Raw genomic sequence first — 23,979 nt, 5'->3', positions numbered from 1 at the left:
GTGCGGAGGCAGATTCGGTCGGCGCGCGTCTTCAGCAGCCGCAGTCGCAGCCGCACCCGTCGCAGCAACAGCCGTCGCCGCAGCAGCTACAGCAGTCACCGCAGTTCGAGCAGCAGTCACAGCCCTCGCAGCACCGGTCCCACCACTTCTTCCCCTGCTCCTGGCGCTGTTCCTCTTGATTCTGGTCCTGCCCGAACATCGCGGCGCCGACCCCCGCCGCGCCGAGCGCCGCCCCGGCGCCGAGTGCCCGGCCGATATCCGGACCGGTCCGGTGCGGTGGAGGTCCAGCAGGGTACTGATTCGGCCCGCCGGGGTATTGGCTCGGCCCTGCCGGATAGTGGTTCGGCCCGGGACGGTGGCCGCCGACGTGCGCACGAGATGTCTTGCAGGCGTGGGTGATCGGCGCACCCACCCCGGTCCCCAGGCGGCGCAGTACCGCGCTCAGCGGGTCGAGCAGGATCCAGCGCACCGCCGGGACGTCGCGCAGCCGAGCGGCGGCGACAGCCCGGCGCAGCTCCGCCTCCGATTCCTGGAGCAGGTCGTAGGCTTCGGTCAGGCCCGTTCCGGTGGCGGCCAGCGGGTTGAATCGCCCCTGGGCGCAGTCGGCGTCGAAATCCTCGACGGCGTCGGCGAGATGGGCGATGCGGCCGAAGTGCCTGCCCGCCAGACGAAGTGGCTCGATGTTCTCGGCGCGCTCCGCGAGCACCGCGGTGTGGCCGAAGAATTCGGCGGCGCAGAGCTGGGTCGGACCGGTGAGCTCGTCCAGCGAGGCCGGACGGCTTTCCAGTGCCGACTGCGAATCGATCGCGGCGACAAGCGGTTCGACATCGAGCCCGATCCGGCGCGCCTGTGCCCGCGCACCGTTCGCCCAGCGACCGGATACCCGCAGCATCGGGCGACGGGCCAGCACCGAACCGTCACGATCCTCGACGTGATCTCGAATCTTGGCCGAGCCCAACAGGAGCGAGGCGGTCGACGCGAGCAGCACACCCGGCGAGTCCGCCGCGGCGACCTCGGCGCGCCGCATGCCGCGCAGGGCGCAACGCCCCGCCGTGGTGCGGCGCATCGGCTGGTCCAGCTGCGCTTCGGTGAGCACGCTCAGAACGATCGCGTCGGTATTGGTCGCGGTGCGGGCCAAGTGGCCCTGCCCATCTCGCAGCCCCAGGCACAGCCCGCACATGTGGGCCCGCCACTGCGCCGGGTCGATTCCATACCTGGCCGCGCCGTGCGAACACGGCTTCAACATCCCGAACAAGTCCACCCCGATAATCCCCGACCTGACCGGCCGGTCCGTGCCTGTTGCTCCCTGGCACCATGACAGGGCGGCAACCACAATGCAATCGGAAATCGGGCTATTCGGCCTTCTTGCGCCCCTTCAGACCGCTCCAGGCCAGATCGTCGAGCAGGTCGACCGCCTCCCCGACCTCGATGCGCCCGCTGGCCACTCGATCGGCGATGGCCTCCCCCGCACCGATCACCGCGACCGCGACCACGTCGAAGTTGGTGATCGGATCGGCGTGCTTGGCGCTGGACTCCAGCAGTTTCGCGGTGAGCTCGATGACCCGCTCCCGCGCGTTCTCGATCTCCGAGGCGAACGCTTGCTGGCCGATCGCCTGTCGGTAGAGCACCTGCCAGGAGCGGCGGTTCGCGTCGACGAACCCGAGGAAGCCCTCGAGCGCGGTGCGCACCTGCTCGTGCGGGGACAGCAGGGGATTTCCCGCGGGTGCGACGGACTCGATGAAACGTAGGCCCTCACGCTGGATGCAGGCCCGGAACAACTCGTCCTTGGAGCCGTAGTACAGGTACAGCATCGGCTTGGAGATCTTGGCCTCGGCGGCGATCGCGTCCATCGAGGTGTCGTGGAAACCTTTGCGCGAGAACACCTCGACGGCGGCGTCGAGCATCTGCTGCTCACGAACCGCCCGGGGAAGTCGCTTCGTTCCGCCCGCCATCCACTGTCTCCTACCGCAAGGTGAAACCCCTATATTACTCCAAGGTAAGTTCGGCGGGCGCGATTTGCTCACCGATCGCCTGACTTCTCCGAGAGCCGGGGTAGACAGCGATCCTACGACCAGGGGACGGTAGCCCGAGGCGGCCTTAACACTGCGTTGAGATGCCCTTGTACTTCGCCACCCGCAGCACCGAATCGTCGATCCGCTCAGCGGACAGCGCGCCGCTGGCCAGGGCCTGCTCCAGCTGGTCGAGCACCTCGGTCACCTTCGAGGTGTTGATCCACAGCGCGTTGTCCGCACCGGCCGCCAACGCGGCCTGCACCGCGTCCGCGATATCCATCCGGGCGGTGATCGCCTTCATACCGCTCAGATCGTCGGTGAAGATGACGCCGTCGAACGGCGCGGCGCCGTAGCCGGTTCCGGAGCGCAGCAATGCCATCGTCTCCGGGCTGATGCTGGCGGGCACCTCGGGAGTGGTCAGGCCGGGCACATCCAGGTGGCCCACCATGACCGCGGCGCCGGTGCCGATCAGATGACGGTAGGGCAGCAGATCCGAACCGATCAGCTCCGACAGCGGCGGGGTGCGCACCGCGCCCTGATGCGAATCGCCCGAGGCGCTGCCGTGGCCCGGGAAATGCTTCATGACGGAGCCGAGCCCGACCTCGGTCATGGCGCGGATGTAGGCGCGGGCGTACTCGGTGACGATCTCGGGGTCATCGGAGAAGGAACGATCGCCGATCACATCGTCGTCCGGCTCGCTGCTCACATCGACATCGGGCGCGAAATCGACCGTGATGCCCAGATCCTTCAACTTGCGGCCGCGGGCCACCGTGGCCTCGTAGAACTCGTCCGGGGACATGGTCTTCGCGGTTTCGCGGGCCGAGGGCGCCGCCCCGATCAGATCTTTGACCCGGGAGACGCGCCCACCCTCCTCGTCGATGGTGACCATGAGCGGAATCTTGGACGCCGCTTTGACATCGGCGATCTCACCGTCGGCGAGCAGCGCCCTGTCGGTGAAACTGCCGACGAAGATGCCGCCGATCTGCTCGGTACGCACCACGTTCTCGGCGTCGGCGGCGCTGCTGACGCCGACGGTGAGCAGCTGCGCCAGCTTCTGGCGCGGGGTGAACTTCGCGAGGAACTCGGTATCGCAGTCGCGTTGCACAGGGGTCGCGGGCGCCGCCGAGGACGGCGCGGCGGGTTCCGGCGATCCGGAATCGGAGGAGCCACCGTTCGAGCAGCCGGTGACGACCGAGGCGAGAACCGCGAGCAGGACGAGAGGCGTCTTCCGCATGGGCGTTCACGCTAGTGCGCTACCGCCGCACCGGCATCTCCGGGTGGGCGCGGGCCGCGCGCCGAGCCCGCTCCCCGGGGTGTCGCGAGTAGCCTGGAGGAGGTAGCCGAACCCCGCACCGGGAGGTCGCCGTGCCCTGCGATCTGATGCTCATCGCGTACGACGGATCCGAGAATGCCAAGCGCGCCATCGAATACGCCGGTCGGTTCCTGTCCGCGAACCGCGCCGTCGTGCTCACCGCCTGGGAACCCATGGTGCGCCAAGCCGCCAAACTCTCCGGGCTCTCCGGCGTCATGCAGCCGGAATGGCTGCCCGACGAGGAGGTCGAGGACATCGCCTATGTCGATGCCCGCACCATCAATACCGAGGGGGTCCGGCTGGCGAAACTCGCGGGCCTGAACGCCGAGGCGCGCACCGCCGAATGCAGCACCACCATCTGGAACACGATCGTGGAGTGCGCCGACGAACTCGACGTGGACATCATCGTCGCCGGTACCCGCGGCGCTACCGGCGTACGCGCGCTGCTGCACAGCAGCGTCGCCGACGCGGTGCTCAAACACTGCCACCGGCCGGTGCTCATGGTGCCGCCGGGCAAGGAGCCCGCGCGCTGAGCACCGTTCGGAAACCGGCGACTGAGACGTGCGTCGCTGGACCGAAATCGGGGCGCCGCGCGGGGTTAGGGTCGGAGCATGGACGGATTCCTGCTGGCCCAGCCCGATGGGGTGCTGCGCACCTCGGGTAGTCGCGCCACCTTCGACGAGGCGGCTGCTGCGGCGGCGGCGCTGCGGGACGGGGCGGCCGAGCTGGTGGTCGGCGCACTGGCGTTCGATCCGGCTCGCCCGGCGGCGCTGACGGTGCCCGCGCATGCCGAGCACACCGCCGGGCCCTGGCGGCCCGCGGCGCTGCCCGCGCTGCCGCCGGTGCGGGTGGTCACCGAAATACCCGCTCCCGCAGAACATATCGCGCGGGTGGCGAAGCTCGTCGAGCAATTGAACGATCCCGGGCAGCCGCTGCGCAAGGTCGTCGCCGCGAGATCCGTTCTCGCCGAGGCAGATCGGGGGCTGGAACCGGAGACGGTGGCCGCGCACCTGCTGACCCGGCATCCGAACGCGAATGTCTTCGCGGTGGACCTGTCCCCCGCCGGGCGCACCGGAGCCACCCTGATCGGCGCCACACCCGAGGTCCTGGTCGCCCGGCACGGCCGCACCGTGACGCTGCGCCCTCTCGCGGGCACCGCGCCCCGGGCCGCGGATCCCGCCGTGGATGCCGAGCGGGCACGAGAGCTGTTGTCCAGCACCAAGAATCGCGACGAACATGCCTTCGTCATCGACTGGATCCGCGACCTGCTCGCCCCGCTGTGCACCGAGCTGAACATTCCCGACGGCCCGGAACTGCTTCGCACGCACGAGGTCTGGCATCTGGCCACCCCGATCACCGCGACCCTGCGCGACCCGGCCGTCACGGCCCTGGATCTGGCGGTGCTGCTGCACCCGACGCCCGCGATCTGCGGGACGCCCACCGCGGCCGCCCTGGAATACATCAACGACCTCGAAGGCGACCGTGGCTTCTACGCCGGCGCGGTCGGCTGGTGCGCGGCCGACGGCGACGGTGCCTGGGTGGTCGCGATCCGCAGCGCGGAACTGTCCGCCGACGGCCGGTCGGTACGCGCCTACGCCGGCGGCGGTATCGTCGCCGCCTCCGACCCGCGCACCGAACTCGACGAGACCACCGCCAAACTGCGCACCTTCCTCGGCGGCCTGCACTGCGCCCTGCCCTGAAGTTGCGCTCGATTCTGGGCGTTTTCCCCGGTCGGCCCGCGAATCGACAGGCTGCGGGTACGAAGTGATCTGGACTACTGCTAAGTTGCTCCGGAATGTGCCTGCATCAATGTATTGGAGTGCCGCGATGAAGTTTGCTGTTCCTGGGGTTGCGAGTGCGGTCGCCGGCGCCGTGCTGGGCGTGCTCGCCGTGTTCGCGATCACCGCGGCCGTGCAGCAGAACACCCGCCCCGAGCTGGACAAGGGCGACCCGGACTCCTCGCTGCTCAACAACGTTGAGTACGGCTCTCGCTGACCTCGACTCCCTTCCGCCATGCTCGCGGGCAGGGCAATGCCCGCGCATGTCAGTAGCTGACCCGGTAGGCCCGGGGCCGCGCGTGCGTCAGCCGCGCCGCCCCGGGCCCGACCTGGTATGCCATTGACCTCCGCGCCCTCACTCGAGTCCCACCGCACCGAGCGCGCGGCGGCGGGTGCGCCCGACGCCGCGCCGCTCGGCCGGGGCTGGCTGCTCGGCACCGTTCTCGCGGCATTCCTGCTCACCTTCGCGCAGGCACCCGGCAGCACGGTCGCGGACACCAAGTACGACCTGGCGCAGAACCCGTTCGGGTTCCTGGCGCGCGCCGCCCACCTGTGGAGCAGTCAGGCGCCGATGGGTCAGGTGCAGAACCAGGCCTACGGCTATTTCTTCCCGCACGGAGCCTTCTTCTCGGCCGGGCACGCGCTCGGCCTGCCGGCCTGGGTGACCCAGCGGATCTGGTGGGCGCTGCTGCTGCTCGCCGGATTCTGGGGCATCGTCCGCCTCTGCGAGACGCTCGGCATCGGCAGCCGTGGCTCGCGGGTGCTCGCGGCCGCCGCGTACGCGCTGTCCCCCCGCGTGCTGACCACCCTCGGATCGATCTCCTCGGAAACACTGCCGATGATGCTCGCGCCGTGGGTGCTGCTCGCCCCCGCCGCGCTGGCCACCGCGCACCGCAATCACAAACTGGGCGGTGCGCGTTCCCCGGCGGGCAGCGCGCTCGCCCTGGCGCTGATGGGCTCGGTCAACGCGGTCGCGACCGTGGCCGCGTTCCTGCCCGCTCTGCTGTGGTGGGGCGCATACCGCCCGAATCGGCGCTGGTGGCGGTTCACCCGGGCCTGGGTGCCGCTGCTGGTGCTCGCGGTGTTCTGGTGGGCGGTGCCGCTGCTGCTGCTGGGCAAGGTGTCGCCGCCGTTCCTGGACTACATCGAATCCTCGGGCGTAACCACCCAGTGGGCCTCGCTGGCCGAGGTGCTGCGCGGCACCGACAGCTGGACGCCGTTCGTCTCACCGGAGCGGATCGCGGGCGCGGTGCTGGTCACCCAGCCGGCCGCGGTGCTGGCCACCGGGCTGCTCGCCGCGGCCGGCCTGGCCGGGCTGGCGCTGCGCGGCATGCCCTATCGCGGTCGGCTCACGCTGATACTGCTGGTCGGGCTGGCCGGGATCTGCGCGGGTTTTGTGGGTGAACTCGGCGGGCCGTTCGCGGAATCGGTGCGGGTGTTCCTGGATTCCGCCGGCGCACCGCTGCGCAATGTGCACAAGCTGGAACCGCTGATCCGGCTGCCGCTGGTGCTCGGCCTGGCGCACCTGCTGGCCCGGATCCCGCTGCCCGCCTCGGTGCCGATGCCGGTGTGGCGCAGCGCGTTCGCCCATCCGGAGCGCGACCGCCGGGTCGCGGTCGCCGCGCTCATCCTGACCGCGCTGACCCTGTCGACCTCGCTGGCCTGGACCGGCAAGCTCGCTCCGCGCGGGGCCTACGACGAGGTCCCCGCCTACTGGTCCCAGACCGCGGACTGGCTGTCGCGCAATGCCTCCGACACTCGCGCGCTGGTGGTGCCCGGCGCGCCGTTCGGCAGCCAGGTGTGGGGCCTGACCCGGGACGAGCCGATGCAGGCCCTGGCGAGCACGCCGTGGGCGGTCCGGGACGCGGTGCCGTTGAACCCGCCCGGCACCATCCGCGCGATGGACTCGGTACAGCGGCTGATCGCCGACGGGCGTCCGTCGACCGGATTGGCGGCGACACTGGCCGATCAGGGCATCGGAATCCTGGTGCTGCGCAACGATCTCGACCCCGAGACCGCGCGCTCGACCCGACCGCTGCTGGCACACCGCGCCATCGAAGGCTCACCCGGCCTGCGCAAGGTGGCCGAATTCGGCGCGCCCATCGAGACTTCCGTGATCGCGGACGGACTGGTCGCCAACGGTGACCTGCGTCCGACGTATCCGGCGGTCGAGCTCTACCGGGTGGAGCCGCCGACGCCGGGTACACCGGTCCAGGTGCGTTCGGGCACCGGCGCACCGAACTCGTTCCCGGGCGCCTACACCGTTGGGCTGGACCAGGTTCCGACCGTGGCGGGCGGCCCCGAGGTACTCGAGCGCCTGCGCCGCACGGACCGGACCGGCACGCCGAGCCTGCTCGCCGCCGACGCGACCCGCGCGGGTCTGCCGCTCGGACCGGTGACGGTCACCGACAGTCCGATGGATCGCGAAACCGACTTCGGCAAGGTCGACAATCACAACTCGGCGCTGCGCGCGGCCACCGATCCGCGCCGGACCCACAACCTGGTCCCCGACTACCCGGTTCCCGGCGCGGACCTGGTGCGCGGGGAATGGAGCGGCGCCACCGTCACCGCCTCCAGCGCGGCCTCCGACGCCACCCAGCTCGGCGGCGCGGCGCCCGGTAGCTCCACCGCCGCCGCGGTGGACGGCGACCCGGCCACCTCTTGGATCAGCAGCGGTATCGACAGCGCCGTGGGCCAGTGGCTCCGGCTCGACCTGGACCGGCCGATCAAGTCCGCCGGACTGCTCACACTCACCACCAGCCCGGCCGCCATCGGCGCCGCGGTGAAATGGGTGGAGGTGCGCACCGACAACGGCAGCGTGTCCACCCGGATCAGCGAACCCGGTGCGCCGGTATCGATCTCGCTGCCCGCCGGGCGCACCACCTGGCTCACCATCACCGCGACCCGGACCGAGAACGGCACCGGCGGTGGCCAATTCGGTATCAGCGAACTCGAACTCGACGATTACAGCGTGCGCGAGACACCGCTGCCGGTCCCGATCCGGCACCGCACCGTGCTGCCGCCGGTCGCCGCGAGCACCCAGGTGCAGGGCTGGGATCTGGGCCAGGAATTCCCCGGGCGCAGCGCCTGTTTCGATTCACCCGACCGCGTGCGGTGCAGCAAGAGCCTGGCGCTGGCCGCCGAGGAACCGGGCAACTTCAGCCGCACGCTGCACGTGCCGCAGCCGATGACGGTCACGCCCGACCTCACCGTGCGAACCCGGCAGGGCCCCGCGCTCGAGGCGCTGCTCACCGACCACGACCGGCCGGTGGCACGCGGCCAGGCCGACGTCGGCAACCTGCGCGGCTCCTCCTTCGCGGCCACCGACGGTGACGTGCGCACCAGCTGGACCGCGCCCGAGGACTCGATCCGCGACCACACCGGCCCGAAGCCGACGCTCACCATCGAGTTGCCCGAACCGGCGCTGGTCACCGGTTTGGACCTGACTCCGTCGCTGGGCGGGCTGCCCGCCGCACCCACCGCCGTGGCGGTGAATCTCGGTGCCGGACCGCAGGTCCGGGAACTCGACCCCGACGCCCCCACCCGGATCGAGCTGCACCCGCAGGTCACCGACCGGATCGAGATCACCCTCCAGGGGTGGCTGCCGGTGCTGGACAAGACCGCGCTCGGCTTCGCCATCAGCCAGCCGCCCGGCCTGGCCGAGATCGAGGTGCTCGGCCCCGACTATCCCGCGCCCGCCCCGGCCGACCGGCTGCTCACCATCCCGTGCGCGCTCGGCCCGACCGTCGACATCGGCGGCGCGCTGGTACGCACCACCGTCACCGCCACCGCGGAGGAATTGCGTTCCGGCGCACCGGTACCGGCCCGGGTCTGCACCGGAGACGAAGCGGCTCCCGCGGATTCGTCCGGGGAACTTCCCCTGTCGGCCGGACGCGTGGATGTCACCGTCGGGCCCACCGAACTGTTCTCGGTGGATCGGCTTCGCCTGCACCGCACCGGTTTCGAGCCGAGTCGCCCGGTCACCCGGGACCGGCTGCTGGTGCTGCCGCTGAGCACCAATGTCGGCTGGCAGGCCAGCGCCGACGGACGCGCGCTGACCCCGGTGGTGGTCAACGGCTGGCAGCAGGGCTGGATCCTGCCGCCGGACGCGGGGCCGGTCACGGTCTCCTTCCCGGACGACCGCTGGTACCGGCTCGGCATCTTCGGCGGCCTGCTGTTGCTCATTCCCCTTGCCCTGCTTGCCGTTCCGCGCCGACGCCGGACTCCCGAACCGGCCGGCCCGAGTCCCGGCACCTGGGGCGGCCGTGGCGCCGGGGCGCTCGGCTTGGGCGTGGTGGCGACGGTGATCGCCGGTCCGGTCGGCACGGTGCTCACCGTCGCAGGGCTGGCGGCCGCGCGGTGGCGGCCGCACACCACCCGGTACCTGCCGTGGATCGCGGGCCTGAGCGCCACCGCGTCGGCCGCGGCCCTGTCCACCGGACCGTGGCGCGCGCAGGATGGTTACCTGGGTGGTTCGCTCTGGGTGCAGGCGCCCGCGCTCATCGCGGTGCTCGCGGTGGGTATCGCCGCACTGGCGCCGCGGCGAGGACAGCGCTAGGCGGCGCGCTCGTCCGGTCGCGCCTGCGCCTTCGCGCGATCCCGGCGGCGCGCGAACCGGCGGGCCGGTTCCTCGATCAGCGCGTAACTCGCCGCGGCGACCGGCAGCGTGAGCGCGACGGTGAGCAGCAGCACCCAGGCGAAGTCACCACTGAACGGCAGGATGCCGAATACCGGGAACACGATCGACAGCACCGCCAGGTGCCACAGGAAGATGCCGTAGGACCAGCGGCCCACGGTCGCCGCCACCCGCGATTCCAGCCAGCGGTGCCGGCGCTCCCCCACGACCAGCGGTGCGAGCAAGGCGAATCCGATGATCATGCCGAGCGCCATCTTCACCGCGTACTGCCACGGCTCGGCGCGGGTGAGCCCGGCCGGGCCGCCCAGATCGGTGGTCGAGAACAGGAAGGCCACCAGCGCGATCGCCCACATCAGGGCCTGATTGCCCAGGACCCGCACCCAGCGGGCGGGGCCGGCGGTGAGCCGGATGTCCACCAGCTCGGCGAGCACCATGCCGCCGGCGAACCACGGCAGATACGCGGGCAGCCAGTTGTCGGCGTGAATCGCGTCCGGGGTCGGCACCGGGATGAAGTTCCAGCCCAGGCACAGCAGTGCGGCACCGATCAGCACCGGCACCCGTCGACGGGCGGCGTCGCCGCGCAACCGCGCCAGGCACAGCGCGAGCAGCGGCAGCACTAGATAGAAGGCCACCTCCACCGACAGGCTCCACATCTGGGTGAGCCCGTCGGTCAGGGTCAGCGGGATGAAGACTTGCAGCAGCGCCAGGTTCGAGAACCAGACCCGCCAGCCCGCGGAGTCGGCGGCGCTCGGCAGCAGCAGGAGCACCGCGATCACCACCGCCCAATAGGCGGGCAGGATGCGGGCGGCGCGATGCCGGAAGTAGTAGCCGGTCGCGGGCGCGGTGCCCAGACCGCGGGCCGCCGCCGCGTGCGGGCGCCACAGCAGGAATCCGGACAGCGCGAAGAACACCGCGACCGCCATGTCGAAGCGCTCCCATACCCGGCCGAGAACGGGCATCGACGAGGCGCCGGTCTGGAAGGCGACGTGGGTCAGCAGCACACCGAGCGCCGCCAGGCCGCGCATGCCTTCGAGGGCGGGAACGAAGCCGCGCGATCGTACCGGGGGTGCGGTCGTGGCGGCGGACACAGATGTGGTGAGGGTCATCGGGCTCCAGTCTGCCCTATCGATTCCGCAGGTGAGAACCCGTCGTTTCACTTTTCGCGCTACACTCAGCGCGATTTTGGTCGGATTCCGGACTCGGCAGGGCATGTTACTACTCGGTCCTGTTAGTGTCGGGGCTCACGAGTGCCGCGGACTGCCCGCAGTACGTGGAACGACCTGTGTGTTCTAAGACGAGGAGTGTTTGCATGGCACTGAGTGCCGGAACCAGAAGGACGGTGGCCTGCCTGCTCGTGGGTCTCGGCGCGTTATTGATCGCGATGGCGCTGATGATCCCGGCCTACACCGTCGGCAAGCTGGCGAAGACACCTCTCGATCTCGAGATCACGACTATCGCCAAGAATGCCCCCGGCTCCGAAAGCCTGGTGCTCGACTCCAAGTCGCTCACCGCGCCCGAGGGTTCGGCCAAGATCGACACCAACGTGCCGCTGGTCTCCCAGCGGTTCGTCACCGTCGAAGAGCCGTCCAATGCCACCGAAATGACCGTTCAGGCCGGTCAGACGCTGCGCCGCATCGACAAGCAGGGCGACACCGGCCTGCTCACCGCCTCGGTCGACCGCGTCACCCTCGACCGCGTGAGCGGTGAACCCGTCGCGGCCGAGCCCAACGGCTCCATCGCCGTCGGCGTCGACAAGGAAATGAAGAGCGTCGCCGAACCGGTGCAGCACGTCGGTCTGCAGTACCGCTTCCCGATCGGCACCGAGAAGAAGACCTACCCGTACTTCGATCTCAACGCGCGCAAGACCTTCGACATCAACTTCGTCGAAGAGACCGAGATCAACAACATGAAGGTCTACCACTTCCAGCAGACCATCCCGGCCACCAACATGTGGGACGTCGTCAAGGCACCGACCCACCGCCTGGAACTGCCCGCCGCCAAGTGGGGCGTCGAGGGCGACGGCCCGGTCACCATGACCCGGTGGTACACCAACACCCGCGACGTGTGGGTGGAGCCGCAGACCGGCGCCGTGATCAAGGGCGGCGAGAAGCTGCACCTGTACTACGCCCGCAACGGCGACAAGCCCGAGGTCACCGCGCTCAAGGCCGACCTCATCTTCGACGAGGCCACCATCGAGTCGCAGATCGGTGTCGCCAAGGAGAGCATCGACAAGCTGTCGATGTTCGGCCGGATCATGCCGATCGTGCTCGGCGTGCTGGGCGCGATCCTGGTGATCGTCGGCGCGCTCATCGGTATCCGCGGTGGCTCCGCCCCCGCCGGTCGCCGCCCCGCCACGGGCGGCCCGGTCCGCGGTGACGACTCGCCGACCCAGGTGATCGACACCAGGAATCTCTGACCCTGTCGGACTCCCGAATTCGGCCCTCCGGCATCCGCCGGGGGGCCGAATTCTATTTGCGCACACTGCTTCTGGCCCGTTGCTAGGGTTGGGTATGAGTGACGCGGATGTGATCGTGCTCGGGGGCGGAGTAACCGGATTGACCACCGCGATCGTCCTGGCCGAGCGGGGCGCGCGCGTGCGGGTCTGGGCGAAAGAGCTTGCCGCGTGGACGACTTCGGCCGTCGCAGGAGCACTGATCTGGCCCTACCACATCGAACCCGCCGACCTGGTCGCTGCCTGGGCGGTGCGGTCACTACGCGAATACCAAGGGCTGGTGCACAATCCGGCTGCCGGAGTGCGGCTGGTCACCGGCGTGCAGGCCGACACCGCCCCCGACTTCCTGCCCACCTGGACCGCCGCGCTCGACGGAGCCCGCCCGGCCACCCCCGCCGAACTCCCCGACGGCTACACCCGCGGGCTGCGGGCCACCGTGCCGCTGCTCGATATGCGGCTGCACCTGGACTATCTGATGCGGCGACTGGCCGCCGCCGGCGGCACGATCGAGGAACGCGCCGTCGCGGGATTCGGAGCCGCGGCGCGGATGGCGCCGGTCATCGTCAACTGCACCGGGCTCGGGTCACGCACTCTCGTACCCGATCCGGCCGTGCGGCCGGTGCGCGGGCAGGTCGTGGTCGTCGAGAACCCCGGCCTCACCGAATGGTTCGCGCACGCCGGAGACCAGCTCACCTATGTGCTGCCCCGGCCCGGCTACGTAATCCTCGGTGGCACATCCCAACCCGGCTCCTGGGATCTGAGCCCCGACCCCGCCATCGCCCGCACCATCGTCGCCCGCTGCGCCCGCATCCACCCCGCCCTCGCCACGGCCCGCGTCCTGGAACACCGGGTCGGGTTGCGGCCCGCGCGGTCCAGCGTCCGGGTCGAACGCGAAAAGCTCGACGGCGCACTGCTCGTCCACAACTACGGACACGGCGGTGCGGGCGTTACCGTCGCCTGGGGATGCGCCGAAGCGGCGGCCGCGCTGATCTGAACAGCTACCACAAGGACGCCACCAGATGTCGCGGCTGATACAGCAGCATCGTCCCGCACAGGCGCGGGCGGCATCGGGATCGTCCGGGTACACGTGGGTATGCAGCGGCCGGACGGCGCCGAGCCCTCAGTCCCCGCCGGTGTCGGCGGTGCGCAGCACGGTCGTGGCGACCACGGCCGTGGTGGCCGCGGCGACACACACGCAGATCGTGATCAACGTCGGCACCGAACGCGCGAACAGCAGCGCGGAGGTCACCTCCACCACCAGCCCGACCCAGGCCAGGGTCGCCAGGGCGGTGCGATCCAAGGCGATCGCCGACAGCACCGCCCCCTGGAGCACCGCCAGGATCGCGCCGTGCAGCGCGAACAACCACAGCAGGCCCTGGATCGGGGCGTAATCCGCACCCGCGAACAGCGGCGCCAGCGGCGCTGCGGCCGCCGCCCCGATCACCGCCACGATGCCGATACCCGACAGCACCGCCAGCGCGTCCCGGATCGCGCGCGCCGACTGCGTCGGCTGCGCCATCCGCGGATACAGCACCACACCCACCGCCTGCGGCAGCCAGAACGCGATCTTCGCCGCCACCGTCCCCAGGGCGTAGCGGCTGGCGTCATCGGTGTCACCGAGCACCATCCGGACCACGATCAGATCCGCCGAGGACAGGGCCATCAGCGCCGCCTGCACCTGGGCGGCGCGCAGGACCGGGAGAACCCCCGAGGTTCGGTCGCGGAGCCGGTGCACGGCGGCGGTCCGCCGGGCGGGAACCCGGTCCGTAGTCTGCTGCCCACCAGCTACGCGGTCGTCCTGGTGGGCTGGCTCGCCCGGCCCTGCGATATAGCGGGCGATGGCGGCGGCGGTGGTCAGGCCGAGGGCGGCGGCGATGAGGGCCGCGGCGGTTCCGCCGCCGAGGATCAGGGCCGCCAGCGCGGGAGCGACCCGTGCGATCCCGGCGCAACCCAGGACGATCGCCAGCTGCCGGAAGCGGTTGCTGCCCTGGAGAATTCCCTGCTCACCGGCCAGCAGCACCAGCGCCGGGGCCGCGCCGAGAGCGGCGGCGCAGGCGAGCACGTTCACATCGAGCGCCCAGGTCACCAGTGGAACGAGCACCGCGGCGAGCCCCGCGACGATCACCGCGCAGCGCCACTGCAACCCGCGCAGCGTGTCCACGCTCGCCCCGCGTACCAGTTCGCGCGCCACCACATTCTGCAACGCCAGCGCGGGCACCGCGCACAGCAGCTGCACGGCCAGCAGACTCGCGAACTCGCTGAACCCGGCCACGCCGAGCCATCGGCTGGCCAGCACCTGCAACAGATATCCGGCCACATTCGCCGTCATCGCGCCCGCCGTCACCAACGTCAGATCCGCGACAACGGGCAGGCGACGAACTTCAGGCACACCCCATCGTCGCACCCGCACCGCACGGCGGCCTCGACTGCCTAGGGTCGGACCATGGCTGTCGTACACAACACCACGATGGAACCCACCAAATGGGAGCTGCTACGCAGCTGGCTCCCGACGCAGGAGTGGTTCCGCGGCGACACTCCGACCGTGCGCAAAGCGGGCGGCTTCCGCCTCGACGACCCCGCCGGCGCGGTCGGCCATGTCATCGCGCCCTGCCAGACCCTTACCGGCTCGAAACCCGCCCTCCTGCTGGAAGCCCTACGCTGAGCGAACCACCCTGATCGTGCGGAGCCTCCGGAAGGAGGCGATGCGCGGGTGGTGGATGTGTCGGTGTGGGTGCTTATCGTTGGTCGCATGACCGATATCTCGCCTCTGGCTGCGTCGGCACGGGCGGTCTTCGGCGATCCGGGGGTGCACGCGGTCGTCCGGGCCGGACGCACCGTCCACGCTGTGCGTCTCGGCCGGTGGGTCGGGGACGAAGAAGTGCCCGAGTTGCTGTGCCATACCGGTGTCTCCGGGTGGTCGCCGGACGCGCTGGTGCCGACCCGGGCGGCGGTGACCTGTGCACGCTGCTCGCGGCGGCTCGGCGGCCCTGCGCCCACGCACCAGCTTCCACTGTTCGGCATGGAACAGTAGGCCGCGATTTCCGGCCCACGTAGGGTGACCAGGCGTGGGTGACTGGAGCAGGCGCGTGGTGGGTGTGTACAGCGCGGTGCTCACGCTGGTCATCTGCGGGCCATTACTGGGGTCCGGGTATCTGCTGCTGCGGGATGCGGTGAGTACGCCGCGGTCGTATTCGACGGATTCGGCGCTCGGGTTGGGGGATGCGGCGCCGCGGGCGGTACCGCAAGACGGGCTGTTGGCGGTGCTTTCGCCGGTTGTGGATGGCGGGGTGCTGGTCAAGGCGATTCTGGTGGTCGCGCTGTGGATGGCCGGGTATGGCGCGGCGGTGCTGGCGCGCGAGCTGCTGCGGGTGGGTGTCGGGCCGCAGCTGGTCGCTACGACGGTGGCGCTGTGGAATCCCTATGTGGCCGAACGGCTGCTGCAAGGACACTGGAGTCTGCTGGCGGGGTACGCGGCGCTGCCGTGGACCGCGCTCGCCGCGCACCGCCTGCGAACGGTCCACAATTGTCCACAGCCTGGTGAGCGTTGTGGATGGCGGGCGAGGGCTCCCCTGTGGGGCGCACTGGCGGCGAGTTTCGCGGCGGCGGGTCTCACGCCGACCGGCGCGCTCCTCGCCGGGACCACGGCCCTGGTGCTGGTCGGCCGGCGTCGTGTCCTCGGCACCCTCGTGCTGCTGGCCGCGGCCAGCGCTCCATGGCTGACCGCGACCGCGCTGTCCGGTGCGGGCGCCGAGCCCTCGGATCCCGCGGGCATCGCCGCCTTCGCCGCCCGCGCCGAACCCGGCCTGGGCACCCTCGGCAGCCTCGCCGGACTCGGCGGCATCTGGAACGCGGACGCCGTCCCCGCATCCCGCACCACCCTGCTGGCCCTGATCGGTACGGCGATCCTGCTCGCCCTGGTAGCCACCGGCCTCCGCACGGTCATCGCTCGCAATACCTCGCGAGCCGACGGCGAATCCCGGGTCGGCAGTATCGCCCTCGACGGCTCGCATCTGGATTCGCCTGCGGCCGCGACTGTTTCGGCCGACCTCCGAACCGGCCGAACCCTGCTGCTGCTCGCGGCCGTGGCCGTGGCGCTGCCCGCGCTGGCCGCGACCGGGTGGGGCCGGGACACTCTGGAGTGGATGGTTATCCACATCCCCGGTGCCGGATTGCTGCGCGACACACAGAAATACGTCGCGCTGGCCGTCCCCGGCTATGCGCTGTGCGCGGCGGCGGGCTGCCGCGTCCTCGCGCGGCGCTTCGGCAAGCCGCCGACCGCGGCCGCCGAACCGGACAGCGGATCGGCCGACACGGACACGACGACCACGGTTCCGCGCTGCGGGCCGACCGAGTCATCCACATCGGCCTCCGGGCTCGCCGCGGACAACTCGCCGACAGCGATCAGCCCGGGCGCGACCAGTGACGCACCGGTCGGCGCTGCCGAATCCCCGGCGACTGCGGTGAATTCCCCAGTCGAACGCAGTCGTGCCGAATTGTCCACAGCTGTCCACAAACCGGGGGCAGCGTTGGTCGCGGCGGCGTTCATCGCGCTGCTGATTCTGCCGATGGTGGATCTGGCCTGGGGTGTGGGGGGCGGGATGCGGCCGGTGCGCTATCCGGGTGGGTGGGCCCAGGTGGTCGAGTGGATCGATGGGCCGGGCGATGTGGCGGTGCTGCCCGGCGGCATGTTCCGGAAGTTTCCGTACAGCGGGACGGCGCCGGTGCTGGATCCGGCGCCGCGCATGCTGCCCGCGGACGTGTTGCAGACGGGTGCGCTGCCGGTGCGCGGTGCGGTGGTCGCAGGCGAGGGCAAGCGGGCGCGGCAGGTGGAAAGCCTTCTGCTGCAAGGCAGTTCGGTGCACCGGCTGGCCGACTTGGGGGTCGGCTGGGTGCTGGTGGAGCGGACCACCCCGGGTCCGCTCGGCGCCTCGAAAACCACGCTGGCCGAACTCGATCCGGTTTACGGTGACGATCAGCTCACGCTGTATCGGGTGCCGAATCCACGCCTAACCGAAACCGATGCGGCGCACCGTTTTCTGGCGATCGCAGCCCACATCCTGTGGGCGGCAGTGCTTCTCGGTGGCCTACTGGTCGGTGCCCGGAAAGCGGGCTAGACGCCCGCCTCGGGCGCACCGACCAGCCCGGCGATCTGCTCGCCCCGCGCCGCCGCCGCCAGCACCTCGTACACGCCGTTTCCGGTTTGCTCCCAGGAGAATTCGCGCGCCCGCGACCGCGCCTTCTCACCCATTACGGTGCGGCCCGCAGCGTCGGAGAGCAGGTCACCGATCGCCTCGGCGAGTTGCGCGACATCGTCGACGAGTAGACCGGTCACACCGTCGACGATGGAGTCGGTGAGCCCGCGGGAGCTGCGGTAGCCGACCGTCGGCACACCGTGCTGCGCGGCTTCGATCACGGCCAGCCCCCACCCCTCCTTGCGGGAGGGCATGACGTGCACCCACCCGGCGGCCAGCAGTTCGTGCTTGCGGCGTTCATCGACGTGTCCGTGGAAGGTGACGGCGTCGGCGATGCCGAGCGCGGCGGCGTCGGCCTGGAGGTTCTCGGCCCACCAGCCGCCGCCGATGACGTCGAGCCGCAGGCCGGGAATCCGGTCGCGCAGGCGGGCGACGGCGTGCAGCGCGTCCTCGATCTGCTTGTGCGGCACCAGCCGGGACAGCACGACGACGCGCGGTTCGGGGCTGCGGGTGTGCGTGGCGCCGGTGGGCGCGTCGTCGGGCACGGGTTCGGCGCCGTTGCGGACGACGGCGATGCGCGCTCGATCGACGCCGAGCGTCGCGAGCTCTTCGGCCGACGGCAGTGACACGGTCAGATACTGGTGGTCACGATGCACGCGTGGGGAGAGCCGGGATTCGATCCACCAGCCGATCCGCCCGACCAGCCGTCCGGCGACCGGCCACTGTTCGCGATGTCCGTGGTGCACGAGCACGACCGACGGCGCGGCGGTGGCGGCGGTGGCGAAGAAGGGGATGCCGTTCTGGGTGTCGATCACCGCGTCGGGTCGCAGGCCGCGCAGCGGGCCGAGGCCGAGCCGACCCAGCGCGATGGCGGCGAGGGCGCGTGGATAGACGGTGTAGCGCCCGCCCGCGCGGCTGATGTCGATGCCGTCGACGTGTTCGCGTCGGGCCGCGCCGGGATAGCGGGCGGTGCGCAGGGTGACTTTGACGCCGCGGGCCGCGAGCTGGGCGCCGACCTGTTCCAGATAGCGTTCGCTGCCGCCGCCCTGCGGGTGCCCGGTGTCACGCCAGCAGAGCAGGAGGACTTCGCGCACGGTGGAGCTTCTCTCGGTCGTCAGGTGCAGGCCGCGATCTGACGGCCGGGAACACGATATCGCGGTCCACCTTAACCTGCCGCATCCCCGCGGCAACCCTCCCACCTGCTCGGTCATGGTGTTCGATGGCGCTATTGCGCCATGTCGGATCTATTGAAACACACACATTTCACAGTCTGATCTGGATAACCTCCCGCACACCCGCCGAACCCGGCGGGCGTGGTCGGGTACCGCACTCGACATCGATGAGGAGGACACCATGAAAGCAGTACGAACCAGAACGGACGGCGGCACCGGGACCGGAAGCGCCGCCGGCGGCGATATGGATGGCCTCCTCGGCATCCTGCTCGCCCTGATCAACGCCTCGACCTCGACCGGCAGCGGCGCCTCCAGCGGCGTCGGCTGACCTCCGCCGGGCCCGGCCGCGCGCGGCGGCCGGGCCCCTCCGGGCCGGTAGCGCCGGTTATGTGAGACTTGCCGTCGTGCCGAGAGCTGAGATCAGGTCCGCCGGGGTGGCGAACGCGTTGCCGGGATGGCGGCCGATGTCGCGATTCGCGCGACGCGCGACGCTACGGCGGTCGTGGCGGCTGCTCAGCAGTTTCCGCTTCGAGCAGACCGACCCGGCACTGTTCTACGGCGGCATCGCCTCCGACAGCGCGGACATGATCGCGGATTTCTACCGCGAGGTCAGCGGCCGCGCGATGACCGGCGCGGTGGTCCTGGATGTCGGCGGCGGCCCCGGCTACTTCGCCGACGAATTCGCCCGGACGGGCGCGACTTACATTCCGGTGGAACCGGATCCGTCGGAGATGCACGCCGCCGGGCTCACCACGGCGGGCGCGGTGCGCGGTTCCGGAATGGCCCTGCCGTTCCGCGACGACGCCGTGGATATCTGCTTTTCCTCGAATGTGGCCGAGCACGTACCGGATCCGTGGCTGATGGCCGACGAGATGGTGCGGGTGACCAAGCCCGGCGGTCTGATCGTGCTGTCCTATACCGTCTGGCACGGTCCGTTCGGCGGCCACGAGACCGGGCCCTGGCACTATCTCGGTGGCGAGTACGCCGCCGCTCGATACCGCCGCAAGCACGGCCGGGAGCCGAAGAACCGCTTCGGACGGTCACTGTTCGCGGTGCGCGCCGCCGACGGGTTGTGCTGGGCCGCGGGCACTTCCGCCGATGTCCGGGCCTTGTTCCCGCGCTATCACCCGAGGTGGGCGTGGTGGCTGATCCGAGTACCGCTGCTGCGAGAGTTACTGGTAAGCAATCTCGTCGTCGTGGCGACGAAGTAGCTCGCTAACCGCCGATCCAGCCTTGGCGCCAGCCACGTCTCGCGCAGGCGCCACCGGGAACCGGTTCGCTCCACGGGGATTCCTGGATCGCCAGGCCCACCGTCTCCAGCGTGGTGAGCCCGACCAGGTCGGCCAGCGCACGCACGTACGCGATCGCCTCCGCGGCTTGCATTGCGGCCGTGGCCTGCTCGATTGTCAGCGTGCGACCCGGCAGGTAGGAGACCACCCAGCCCCCGCTACCCACGCTCCGCGCTTGATGTTGAGTTTGGTCGCTGGTCATTACCGACCGATCGACAACTTGCACCGCCATGACCCGTCTCCCCTGCATTCGGTTTCGAGAATCGAGCGAGCTGATCAGTAGCTATCAGCATCCTCCCCTCAGCAACAGAACGCAATAGTGCGTTCTCCGAGAAGAGAACCGACGGGTTGGAATTCCCGCAGCTCGAGCGGGTGCCGCGCGAGGAAACTGAAACATGTTACAGACAAGTGGGCCATAAAACTGTAACGTGTTCCCATGCATTACGACAGCTTGTTCATCGGCGGCAAATGGACCGCGCCAGCCAGTTCCGAGCGCCTCCAGGTCATCTCACCGGCCACGGTGGAACCGGTGGGCAGCGTCCCGGTCGTCGAACGCGCCGACGTCGACGCCGCGGTTGCCGCCGCCCGGCAGGCCTTCGATTCCGGCCCCTGGCCCAAGACTTCGCCGGAGGAGCGCGCCCAAGTACTCACCCGCGCGGCCCGGCTGATCGAAGAGCGCTCCGCCGAACTCGTCGCCGCGCTCACCGCGGAGATGGGCGCACCGCAGACCTTCGCCATGATGCTCAACCAGATCCCGGCGACCGCCGCGCTGGACACCTACGCCGGGCTCGCGAAGTCGTTCCCCTGGAGCGAGACTCGCACCGGCATGTTCGGCACCACCCGCGTCACCCGCGAACCGCGCGGCGTCGTCGCGGCCGTCACCGCCTGGAACGTCCCGCTCTTCCTCGCCGTCAACAAGCTCGCCCCCGCGCTGCTGGCCGGCTGCACCGTGGTGCTCAAGCCCGCGCCGCTGACTCCGATCACCGCGAACATGGTCGCCGACATCTTCACCGAGGCCGGCCTGCCCGAGGGCGTGCTGTCCGTGCTGCCCGCCGAGGCCGAGGTCGCCGAATACCTCGTCTCGCATCCCGATGTCGACAAGGTGACCTTCACCGGCAGCACCGCGGTCGGCCGCAAAATCGGAGCAATCGCCACCGGGCAGCTCAAGACGGTCTCGCTCGAACTCGGCGGCAAGTCGGCGGCGATCATCCTGGAGGACGCCGACCTGGCCGCGGCCATCCCGCAGCTGGCCTTCTCCGGCCTGATGAACTCCGGACAGGGTTGCGTCGCCCAGACCCGCATCCTGGCGCCGCGCAGCCGCTACGACGAAATCGTCACCGCCCTGGTCGAACACGTGCAGACGATGAAGATGGGCGACCCGTCCGATCCGAGCGTGCAACTGGGCCCGCTGATCTCGCAGACTCAGCGCGACCGCGTCGAGAGCTACATCGCCAAGGGCAAGGCCGAGGGCGCCCGCCTGGTGCTCGGTGGCGGCCGGCCCGAGGGCGTCGAGCGCGGCTGGTTCGTCGAGCCGACCATCTTCGCCGACGTGGACAACAAGTCCACCATCGCGCAGGAGGAGATCTTCGGCCCGGTGCTGGCGGTGATTCCGTACGAGACCGAAGCCGAGGCCATCGCGATCGCCAACGATTCGCAGTACGGCCTGGCCGGTTCGGTATGGACCACCGATATCGAGCACGGCGCCGAAATCGCCGCTCAGGTGCGCACCGGCACCTACGCGATCAACTGGTACGCCTTCGACCCGAGCTCACCGTTCGGCGGCTACAAGAACTCCGGTCTGGGCCGGGAGAACGGCCCCGAGGGCATCGACGCGTTCTGCGAGCAGAAGTCGCTGCTGATGCCGCTGGGCTGGACCGGCTAGGTCCCCGGCCACCACCCCGACCGAATGCTCTTGCGCCCGCATTCCGGTTGCACCACACGCAGGCAGGGCTGACCGTCCGGCGCCTGCGCGTCGATGAATTCGACGCGCCAGCCGGGCGGCAGCGCCGCCTGTAGCCGCCCCGCGGCCCGACGTAGCGGCGTGCTCGCGGCAGCGAGTTCCAGACCCGTGACCATCGGGATCCGCGGTCCGCCGTACTCCAGATCGGTCATGCTCAAACCACCTCTCGTCTGGAAGCAGTTCAGGCGGATAGCTAATCCTCAGCATCCGGACTGGACGGCCGTCATCGGCCGGTCGGCGCAAGCATAGGACACCATCTGGCTAACCGAAGACAACCGCCCGCACCGTTGCCGAAACGGTGCGGGCGGTCGGCGTGTTCGCGGCCGGGTCGGACTCAGCCCAGACGCTGCTTGAGCGCCTCGAACTCGTCGCGCAGGCCCGACGGCAGCTTGTCGCCGACGAACTCGAACCACTCCTCGATCATCGGGATCTCCTTGCGCCACTCCTCGGCATTCACCGCGAGCGCCTCGTCGACATCGGCCGGATTCACATCCAGACCCTCGAGATCCATGTTCGCGGCATGCGGCACCGTGCCGATCGCGGTGGCCTCGCCCTCGGAGGTGCCCTCGATCCGGCCAACGATCCACTCCAGCACACGGGAGTTCTCGCCGAAGCCCGGCCACAGGAAGCGGCCGTCGTCACCACGACGGAACCAGTTGACGTAGAAGATCTTCGGCAGCTTGGTCGCGTCCGCGCTCTTGCCCAGCGAGATCCAGTGGTTCATGTAGTCACCGACGTGGTAGCCCATGAACGGCAGCATGGCCATCGGGTCGCGGCGCACGGTGCCGACCTTGCCCTCGGCCGCGGCGGTCTGCTCGGAGGACATGGTGGCGCCCATGAACACGCCGTGCTGCCAGTCGAAGGACTCGGTCACCAGCGGGATGGTGGTCTTACGGCGGCCACCGAACAGGATCGCCGAGATCGGCACACCCTGCGGGTCGTCCCACTCCGGCGCCAGCGTCGGGCACTGCGACATCGGGGTGCAGTAGCGCGAATTCGGGTGCGCGGCCAGGGTCTCGGTCTCCCGCAGGAACCAGTCGTTGCCCTTCCAGTCGATCAGGTGGTCGGGCTCGCCCTCCAGGCCCTCCCACCACACATCGTTGTCGTCGGTCAGCGCGACATTGGTGTAGACGGTATTGCCCGCGTCGATGGTCGCCATCGCGTTCGGGTTGGAGCTGTGGTTGGTGCCGGGCGCGACACCGAAGAAACCGAACTCCGGGTTGACCGCGTACAGGCGGCCGTCCTCGCCGAACCGCATCCAGGCGATATCGTCACCCAGGGTCTCCGCGCGCCAGCCGGGAACCGTCGGCTGGAGCATGGCGAGGTTGGTCTTACCGCAGGCCGACGGGAAGGCGGCGGCCACGTAGTAGGCCTTGTTCTCCGGGGAGATCAGCTTGAGGATGAGCATGTGCTCGGCCAGCCAGCCCTCGTCGTGCGCCATCGCCGAGGCGATCCGCAGCGAGTAGCACTTCTTGCCGAGCAGGGCGTTGCCGCCGTAGCCGGAACCGTAGGACCAGATCTCGCGATCCTCCGGGAAGTGGGTGATGTACTTGGTCTCGCTGCACGGCCACGGCACATCGGCCTGACCCTCGGCCAGCGGCGCGCCGACGGAGTGCAGCGCCTTCACGAACGGCTTGTCGGTGCCCAGCTTGGCCAGCGCCGCGGCGCCCATCCGGGTCATGACGCGCATCGACACCACGACGTACTCGGAGTCGGTGATCTCCACACCGAGCTTCGGGTCCTCGGCGCCCAGCGGGCCCATGCAGAACGGCACCACATACATGGTGCGGCCCTTCATCGAGCCGCGGTACAGCTCGGTCATGGTGGCGCGCATCTCGGCCGGATCGACCCAGTTGTTGGTCGGACCGGCGTCGGCCTCGGTCTTGGAACAGATGTAGGTGCGCGATTCGACCCGGGCGACATCGGAGGGGTCGGATAACGCGAGGAACGAATTCGGCTTCTTCTTCTCGTCGAGCTTCTTGAAGGTGCCCGCGTCGACGAGTTGAGTGGTTAGTCGATCCCACTCGGCGTCGGAACCGTCCGCCCAGACCACTCGCTCCGGCTGAGTGAGTTCTGCGACTTCCTGTACCCAGGCGAGTAGTTCGCTGTGCTCAGTCGGCGCTTTGCCGTCGGAATCACGAAGACCAGGAATGGTCGCTGAGGTCATGAAAACTCT

21 protein-coding genes are annotated in these 23,979 nt (G+C 70.0%); 12 read left to right on the top strand and 9 right to left on the bottom strand.

Going from position 1 to position 23,979, the window contains the following annotated elements; genetic code table 11:
* Nucleotides 1-31 precede the first annotated feature (31 nt).
* From ACFVMC_RS07280 to ACFVMC_RS07270, 3 genes are all read right to left on the bottom strand, one after another.
* Nucleotides 32-1,261 carry a DUF5685 family protein gene (locus ACFVMC_RS07280; RefSeq protein ID WP_379207668.1) on the bottom strand — a complete coding sequence of 410 codons (1,230 nt, stop codon included), beginning with the start codon at nucleotides 1,259-1,261 and terminating at the stop codon, nucleotides 32-34.
* A gap of 91 nt (nucleotides 1,262-1,352) precedes the next feature.
* Complete coding sequence (locus ACFVMC_RS07275; RefSeq protein ID WP_379207667.1) at nucleotides 1,353-1,952, bottom strand: TetR/AcrR family transcriptional regulator; 600 nt, start codon at nucleotides 1,950-1,952, stop codon at nucleotides 1,353-1,355.
* A 145-nt stretch (nucleotides 1,953-2,097) separates the two neighbouring features.
* The gene (locus ACFVMC_RS07270) at nucleotides 2,098-3,246 is read right to left on the bottom strand and encodes a glycoside hydrolase family 3 N-terminal domain-containing protein (protein ID WP_379207666.1); all 1,149 of its coding nucleotides are present in this window, start codon (nucleotides 3,244-3,246) and stop codon (nucleotides 2,098-2,100) included.
* A gap of 131 nt (nucleotides 3,247-3,377) precedes the next feature.
* Between ACFVMC_RS07270 and ACFVMC_RS07265 the strand changes: the two genes are divergently transcribed.
* The 4 genes from ACFVMC_RS07265 to ACFVMC_RS07250 all read left to right on the top strand — a co-directional run bounded on the left by ACFVMC_RS07265 (nucleotide 3,378) and on the right by ACFVMC_RS07250 (nucleotide 9,660).
* Complete coding sequence (locus ACFVMC_RS07265) at nucleotides 3,378-3,857, top strand: universal stress protein (protein WP_379207664.1); 480 nt, start codon at nucleotides 3,378-3,380, stop codon at nucleotides 3,855-3,857.
* Nucleotides 3,858-3,935: 78 nt separating this feature from the next.
* The gene (locus ACFVMC_RS07260) at nucleotides 3,936-5,024 is read left to right on the top strand and encodes an isochorismate synthase MenF (protein ID WP_379207662.1); all 1,089 of its coding nucleotides are present in this window, start codon (nucleotides 3,936-3,938) and stop codon (nucleotides 5,022-5,024) included.
* Nucleotides 5,025-5,151: 127 nt separating this feature from the next.
* Nucleotides 5,152-5,319, top strand: a complete 168-nt coding sequence (locus ACFVMC_RS07255; protein WP_379207661.1) for a DUF2613 domain-containing protein — start codon at nucleotides 5,152-5,154, stop codon at nucleotides 5,317-5,319.
* 117 nt (nucleotides 5,320-5,436) lie between these two features.
* Entirely contained in the window at nucleotides 5,437-9,660 is a 4,224-nt protein-coding gene (locus ACFVMC_RS07250) for an alpha-(1->3)-arabinofuranosyltransferase (RefSeq protein ID WP_379207659.1), read from the top strand.
* Here ACFVMC_RS07250 and ACFVMC_RS07245 read toward each other — a convergent pair.
* Entirely contained in the window at nucleotides 9,657-10,844 is a 1,188-nt protein-coding gene (locus ACFVMC_RS07245; RefSeq protein ID WP_379207657.1) for an acyltransferase family protein, read from the bottom strand. The genes ACFVMC_RS07250 and ACFVMC_RS07245 overlap by 4 nt on opposite strands.
* 203 nt (nucleotides 10,845-11,047) lie before the next feature.
* On the opposite strand from ACFVMC_RS07245, the gene ACFVMC_RS07240 reads away from it, so the two are divergent.
* Together ACFVMC_RS07240 and ACFVMC_RS07235 are read left to right on the top strand one after the other, a co-directional pair.
* Nucleotides 11,048-12,154 (top strand): DUF3068 domain-containing protein, encoded by a 1,107-nt coding sequence (locus ACFVMC_RS07240; RefSeq protein ID WP_379207655.1) that lies wholly within the window; start codon nucleotides 11,048-11,050, stop codon nucleotides 12,152-12,154.
* Between the two features lie 94 nt (nucleotides 12,155-12,248).
* Nucleotides 12,249-13,184 carry an FAD-dependent oxidoreductase gene (locus ACFVMC_RS07235; RefSeq protein WP_379207653.1) on the top strand — a complete coding sequence of 312 codons (936 nt, stop codon included), beginning with the start codon at nucleotides 12,249-12,251 and terminating at the stop codon, nucleotides 13,182-13,184.
* 126 nt (nucleotides 13,185-13,310) lie between these two features.
* On the opposite strand, the gene ACFVMC_RS07230 is transcribed toward ACFVMC_RS07235, so the two are convergent.
* Nucleotides 13,311-14,519, bottom strand: coding sequence for a polysaccharide biosynthesis protein (locus ACFVMC_RS07230; RefSeq protein WP_379207881.1), 1,209 nt, complete (start codon nucleotides 14,517-14,519; stop codon nucleotides 13,311-13,313).
* 114 nt (nucleotides 14,520-14,633) lie between these two features.
* Here ACFVMC_RS07230 and ACFVMC_RS07225 point away from each other — a divergent pair, with 114 nt between their 5' ends.
* The 3 genes from ACFVMC_RS07225 to ACFVMC_RS07215 all read left to right on the top strand — a co-directional run bounded on the left by ACFVMC_RS07225 (nucleotide 14,634) and on the right by ACFVMC_RS07215 (nucleotide 17,304).
* Nucleotides 14,634-14,852 carry a hypothetical protein gene (locus ACFVMC_RS07225; protein WP_379207651.1) on the top strand — a complete coding sequence of 73 codons (219 nt, stop codon included), beginning with the start codon at nucleotides 14,634-14,636 and terminating at the stop codon, nucleotides 14,850-14,852.
* 87 nt (nucleotides 14,853-14,939) lie between these two features.
* Nucleotides 14,940-15,221 carry a hypothetical protein gene (locus ACFVMC_RS07220; RefSeq protein WP_379207649.1) on the top strand — a complete coding sequence of 94 codons (282 nt, stop codon included), beginning with the start codon at nucleotides 14,940-14,942 and terminating at the stop codon, nucleotides 15,219-15,221.
* 34 nt (nucleotides 15,222-15,255) lie between these two features.
* The gene (locus ACFVMC_RS07215) at nucleotides 15,256-17,304 is read left to right on the top strand and encodes a hypothetical protein (RefSeq protein WP_379207648.1); all 2,049 of its coding nucleotides are present in this window, start codon (nucleotides 15,256-15,258) and stop codon (nucleotides 17,302-17,304) included.
* Here ACFVMC_RS07215 and ACFVMC_RS07210 read toward each other — a convergent pair.
* A complete protein-coding gene (locus ACFVMC_RS07210) occupies nucleotides 17,301-18,476 on the bottom strand; it encodes a glycosyltransferase family 4 protein (protein ID WP_379207646.1) in 1,176 nt (391 codons plus the stop codon). The genes ACFVMC_RS07215 and ACFVMC_RS07210 overlap by 4 nt on opposite strands.
* A 259-nt stretch (nucleotides 18,477-18,735) precedes the next feature.
* Between ACFVMC_RS07210 and ACFVMC_RS07205 the strand changes: the two genes are divergently transcribed.
* A complete protein-coding gene (locus ACFVMC_RS07205) occupies nucleotides 18,736-18,882 on the top strand; it encodes a hypothetical protein (protein WP_379207644.1) in 147 nt (48 codons plus the stop codon).
* A gap of 136 nt (nucleotides 18,883-19,018) precedes the next feature.
* Nucleotides 19,019-19,765, top strand: a complete 747-nt coding sequence (locus ACFVMC_RS07200; RefSeq protein WP_379207642.1) for a class I SAM-dependent methyltransferase — start codon at nucleotides 19,019-19,021, stop codon at nucleotides 19,763-19,765.
* Between the two features lie 4 nt (nucleotides 19,766-19,769).
* On the opposite strand, the gene ACFVMC_RS07195 is transcribed toward ACFVMC_RS07200, so the two are convergent.
* Entirely contained in the window at nucleotides 19,770-20,009 is a 240-nt protein-coding gene (locus tag ACFVMC_RS07195) for a hypothetical protein (RefSeq protein WP_379207641.1), read from the bottom strand.
* A gap of 270 nt (nucleotides 20,010-20,279) precedes the next feature.
* On the opposite strand from ACFVMC_RS07195, the gene ACFVMC_RS07190 reads away from it, so the two are divergent.
* Complete coding sequence (locus ACFVMC_RS07190; protein ID WP_379207639.1) at nucleotides 20,280-21,725, top strand: aldehyde dehydrogenase; 1,446 nt, start codon at nucleotides 20,280-20,282, stop codon at nucleotides 21,723-21,725.
* Here ACFVMC_RS07190 and ACFVMC_RS07185 read toward each other — a convergent pair.
* Both ACFVMC_RS07185 and ACFVMC_RS07180 read right to left on the bottom strand, forming a co-directional pair.
* Complete coding sequence (locus ACFVMC_RS07185; RefSeq protein WP_379207637.1) at nucleotides 21,722-21,955, bottom strand: hypothetical protein; 234 nt, start codon at nucleotides 21,953-21,955, stop codon at nucleotides 21,722-21,724. The two genes, ACFVMC_RS07190 and ACFVMC_RS07185, sit on opposite strands and share 4 nt — an antisense overlap.
* Nucleotides 21,956-22,137: 182 nt before the next feature.
* Nucleotides 22,138-23,970: a phosphoenolpyruvate carboxykinase (GTP) gene (locus tag ACFVMC_RS07180; RefSeq protein WP_379207636.1), complete on the bottom strand. Its 1,833-nt coding sequence runs from the start codon at nucleotides 23,968-23,970 to the stop codon at nucleotides 22,138-22,140.
* Nucleotides 23,971-23,979 lie beyond the last annotated feature (9 nt).

The sequence above is a fragment of the Nocardia sp. NPDC127579 genome (assembly GCF_042672005.1).
Taxonomy (GTDB): Bacteria; Actinomycetota; Actinomycetes; order Mycobacteriales; family Mycobacteriaceae; genus Nocardia.
This window is presented reverse-complemented; position numbering and strand designations above follow the sequence as displayed.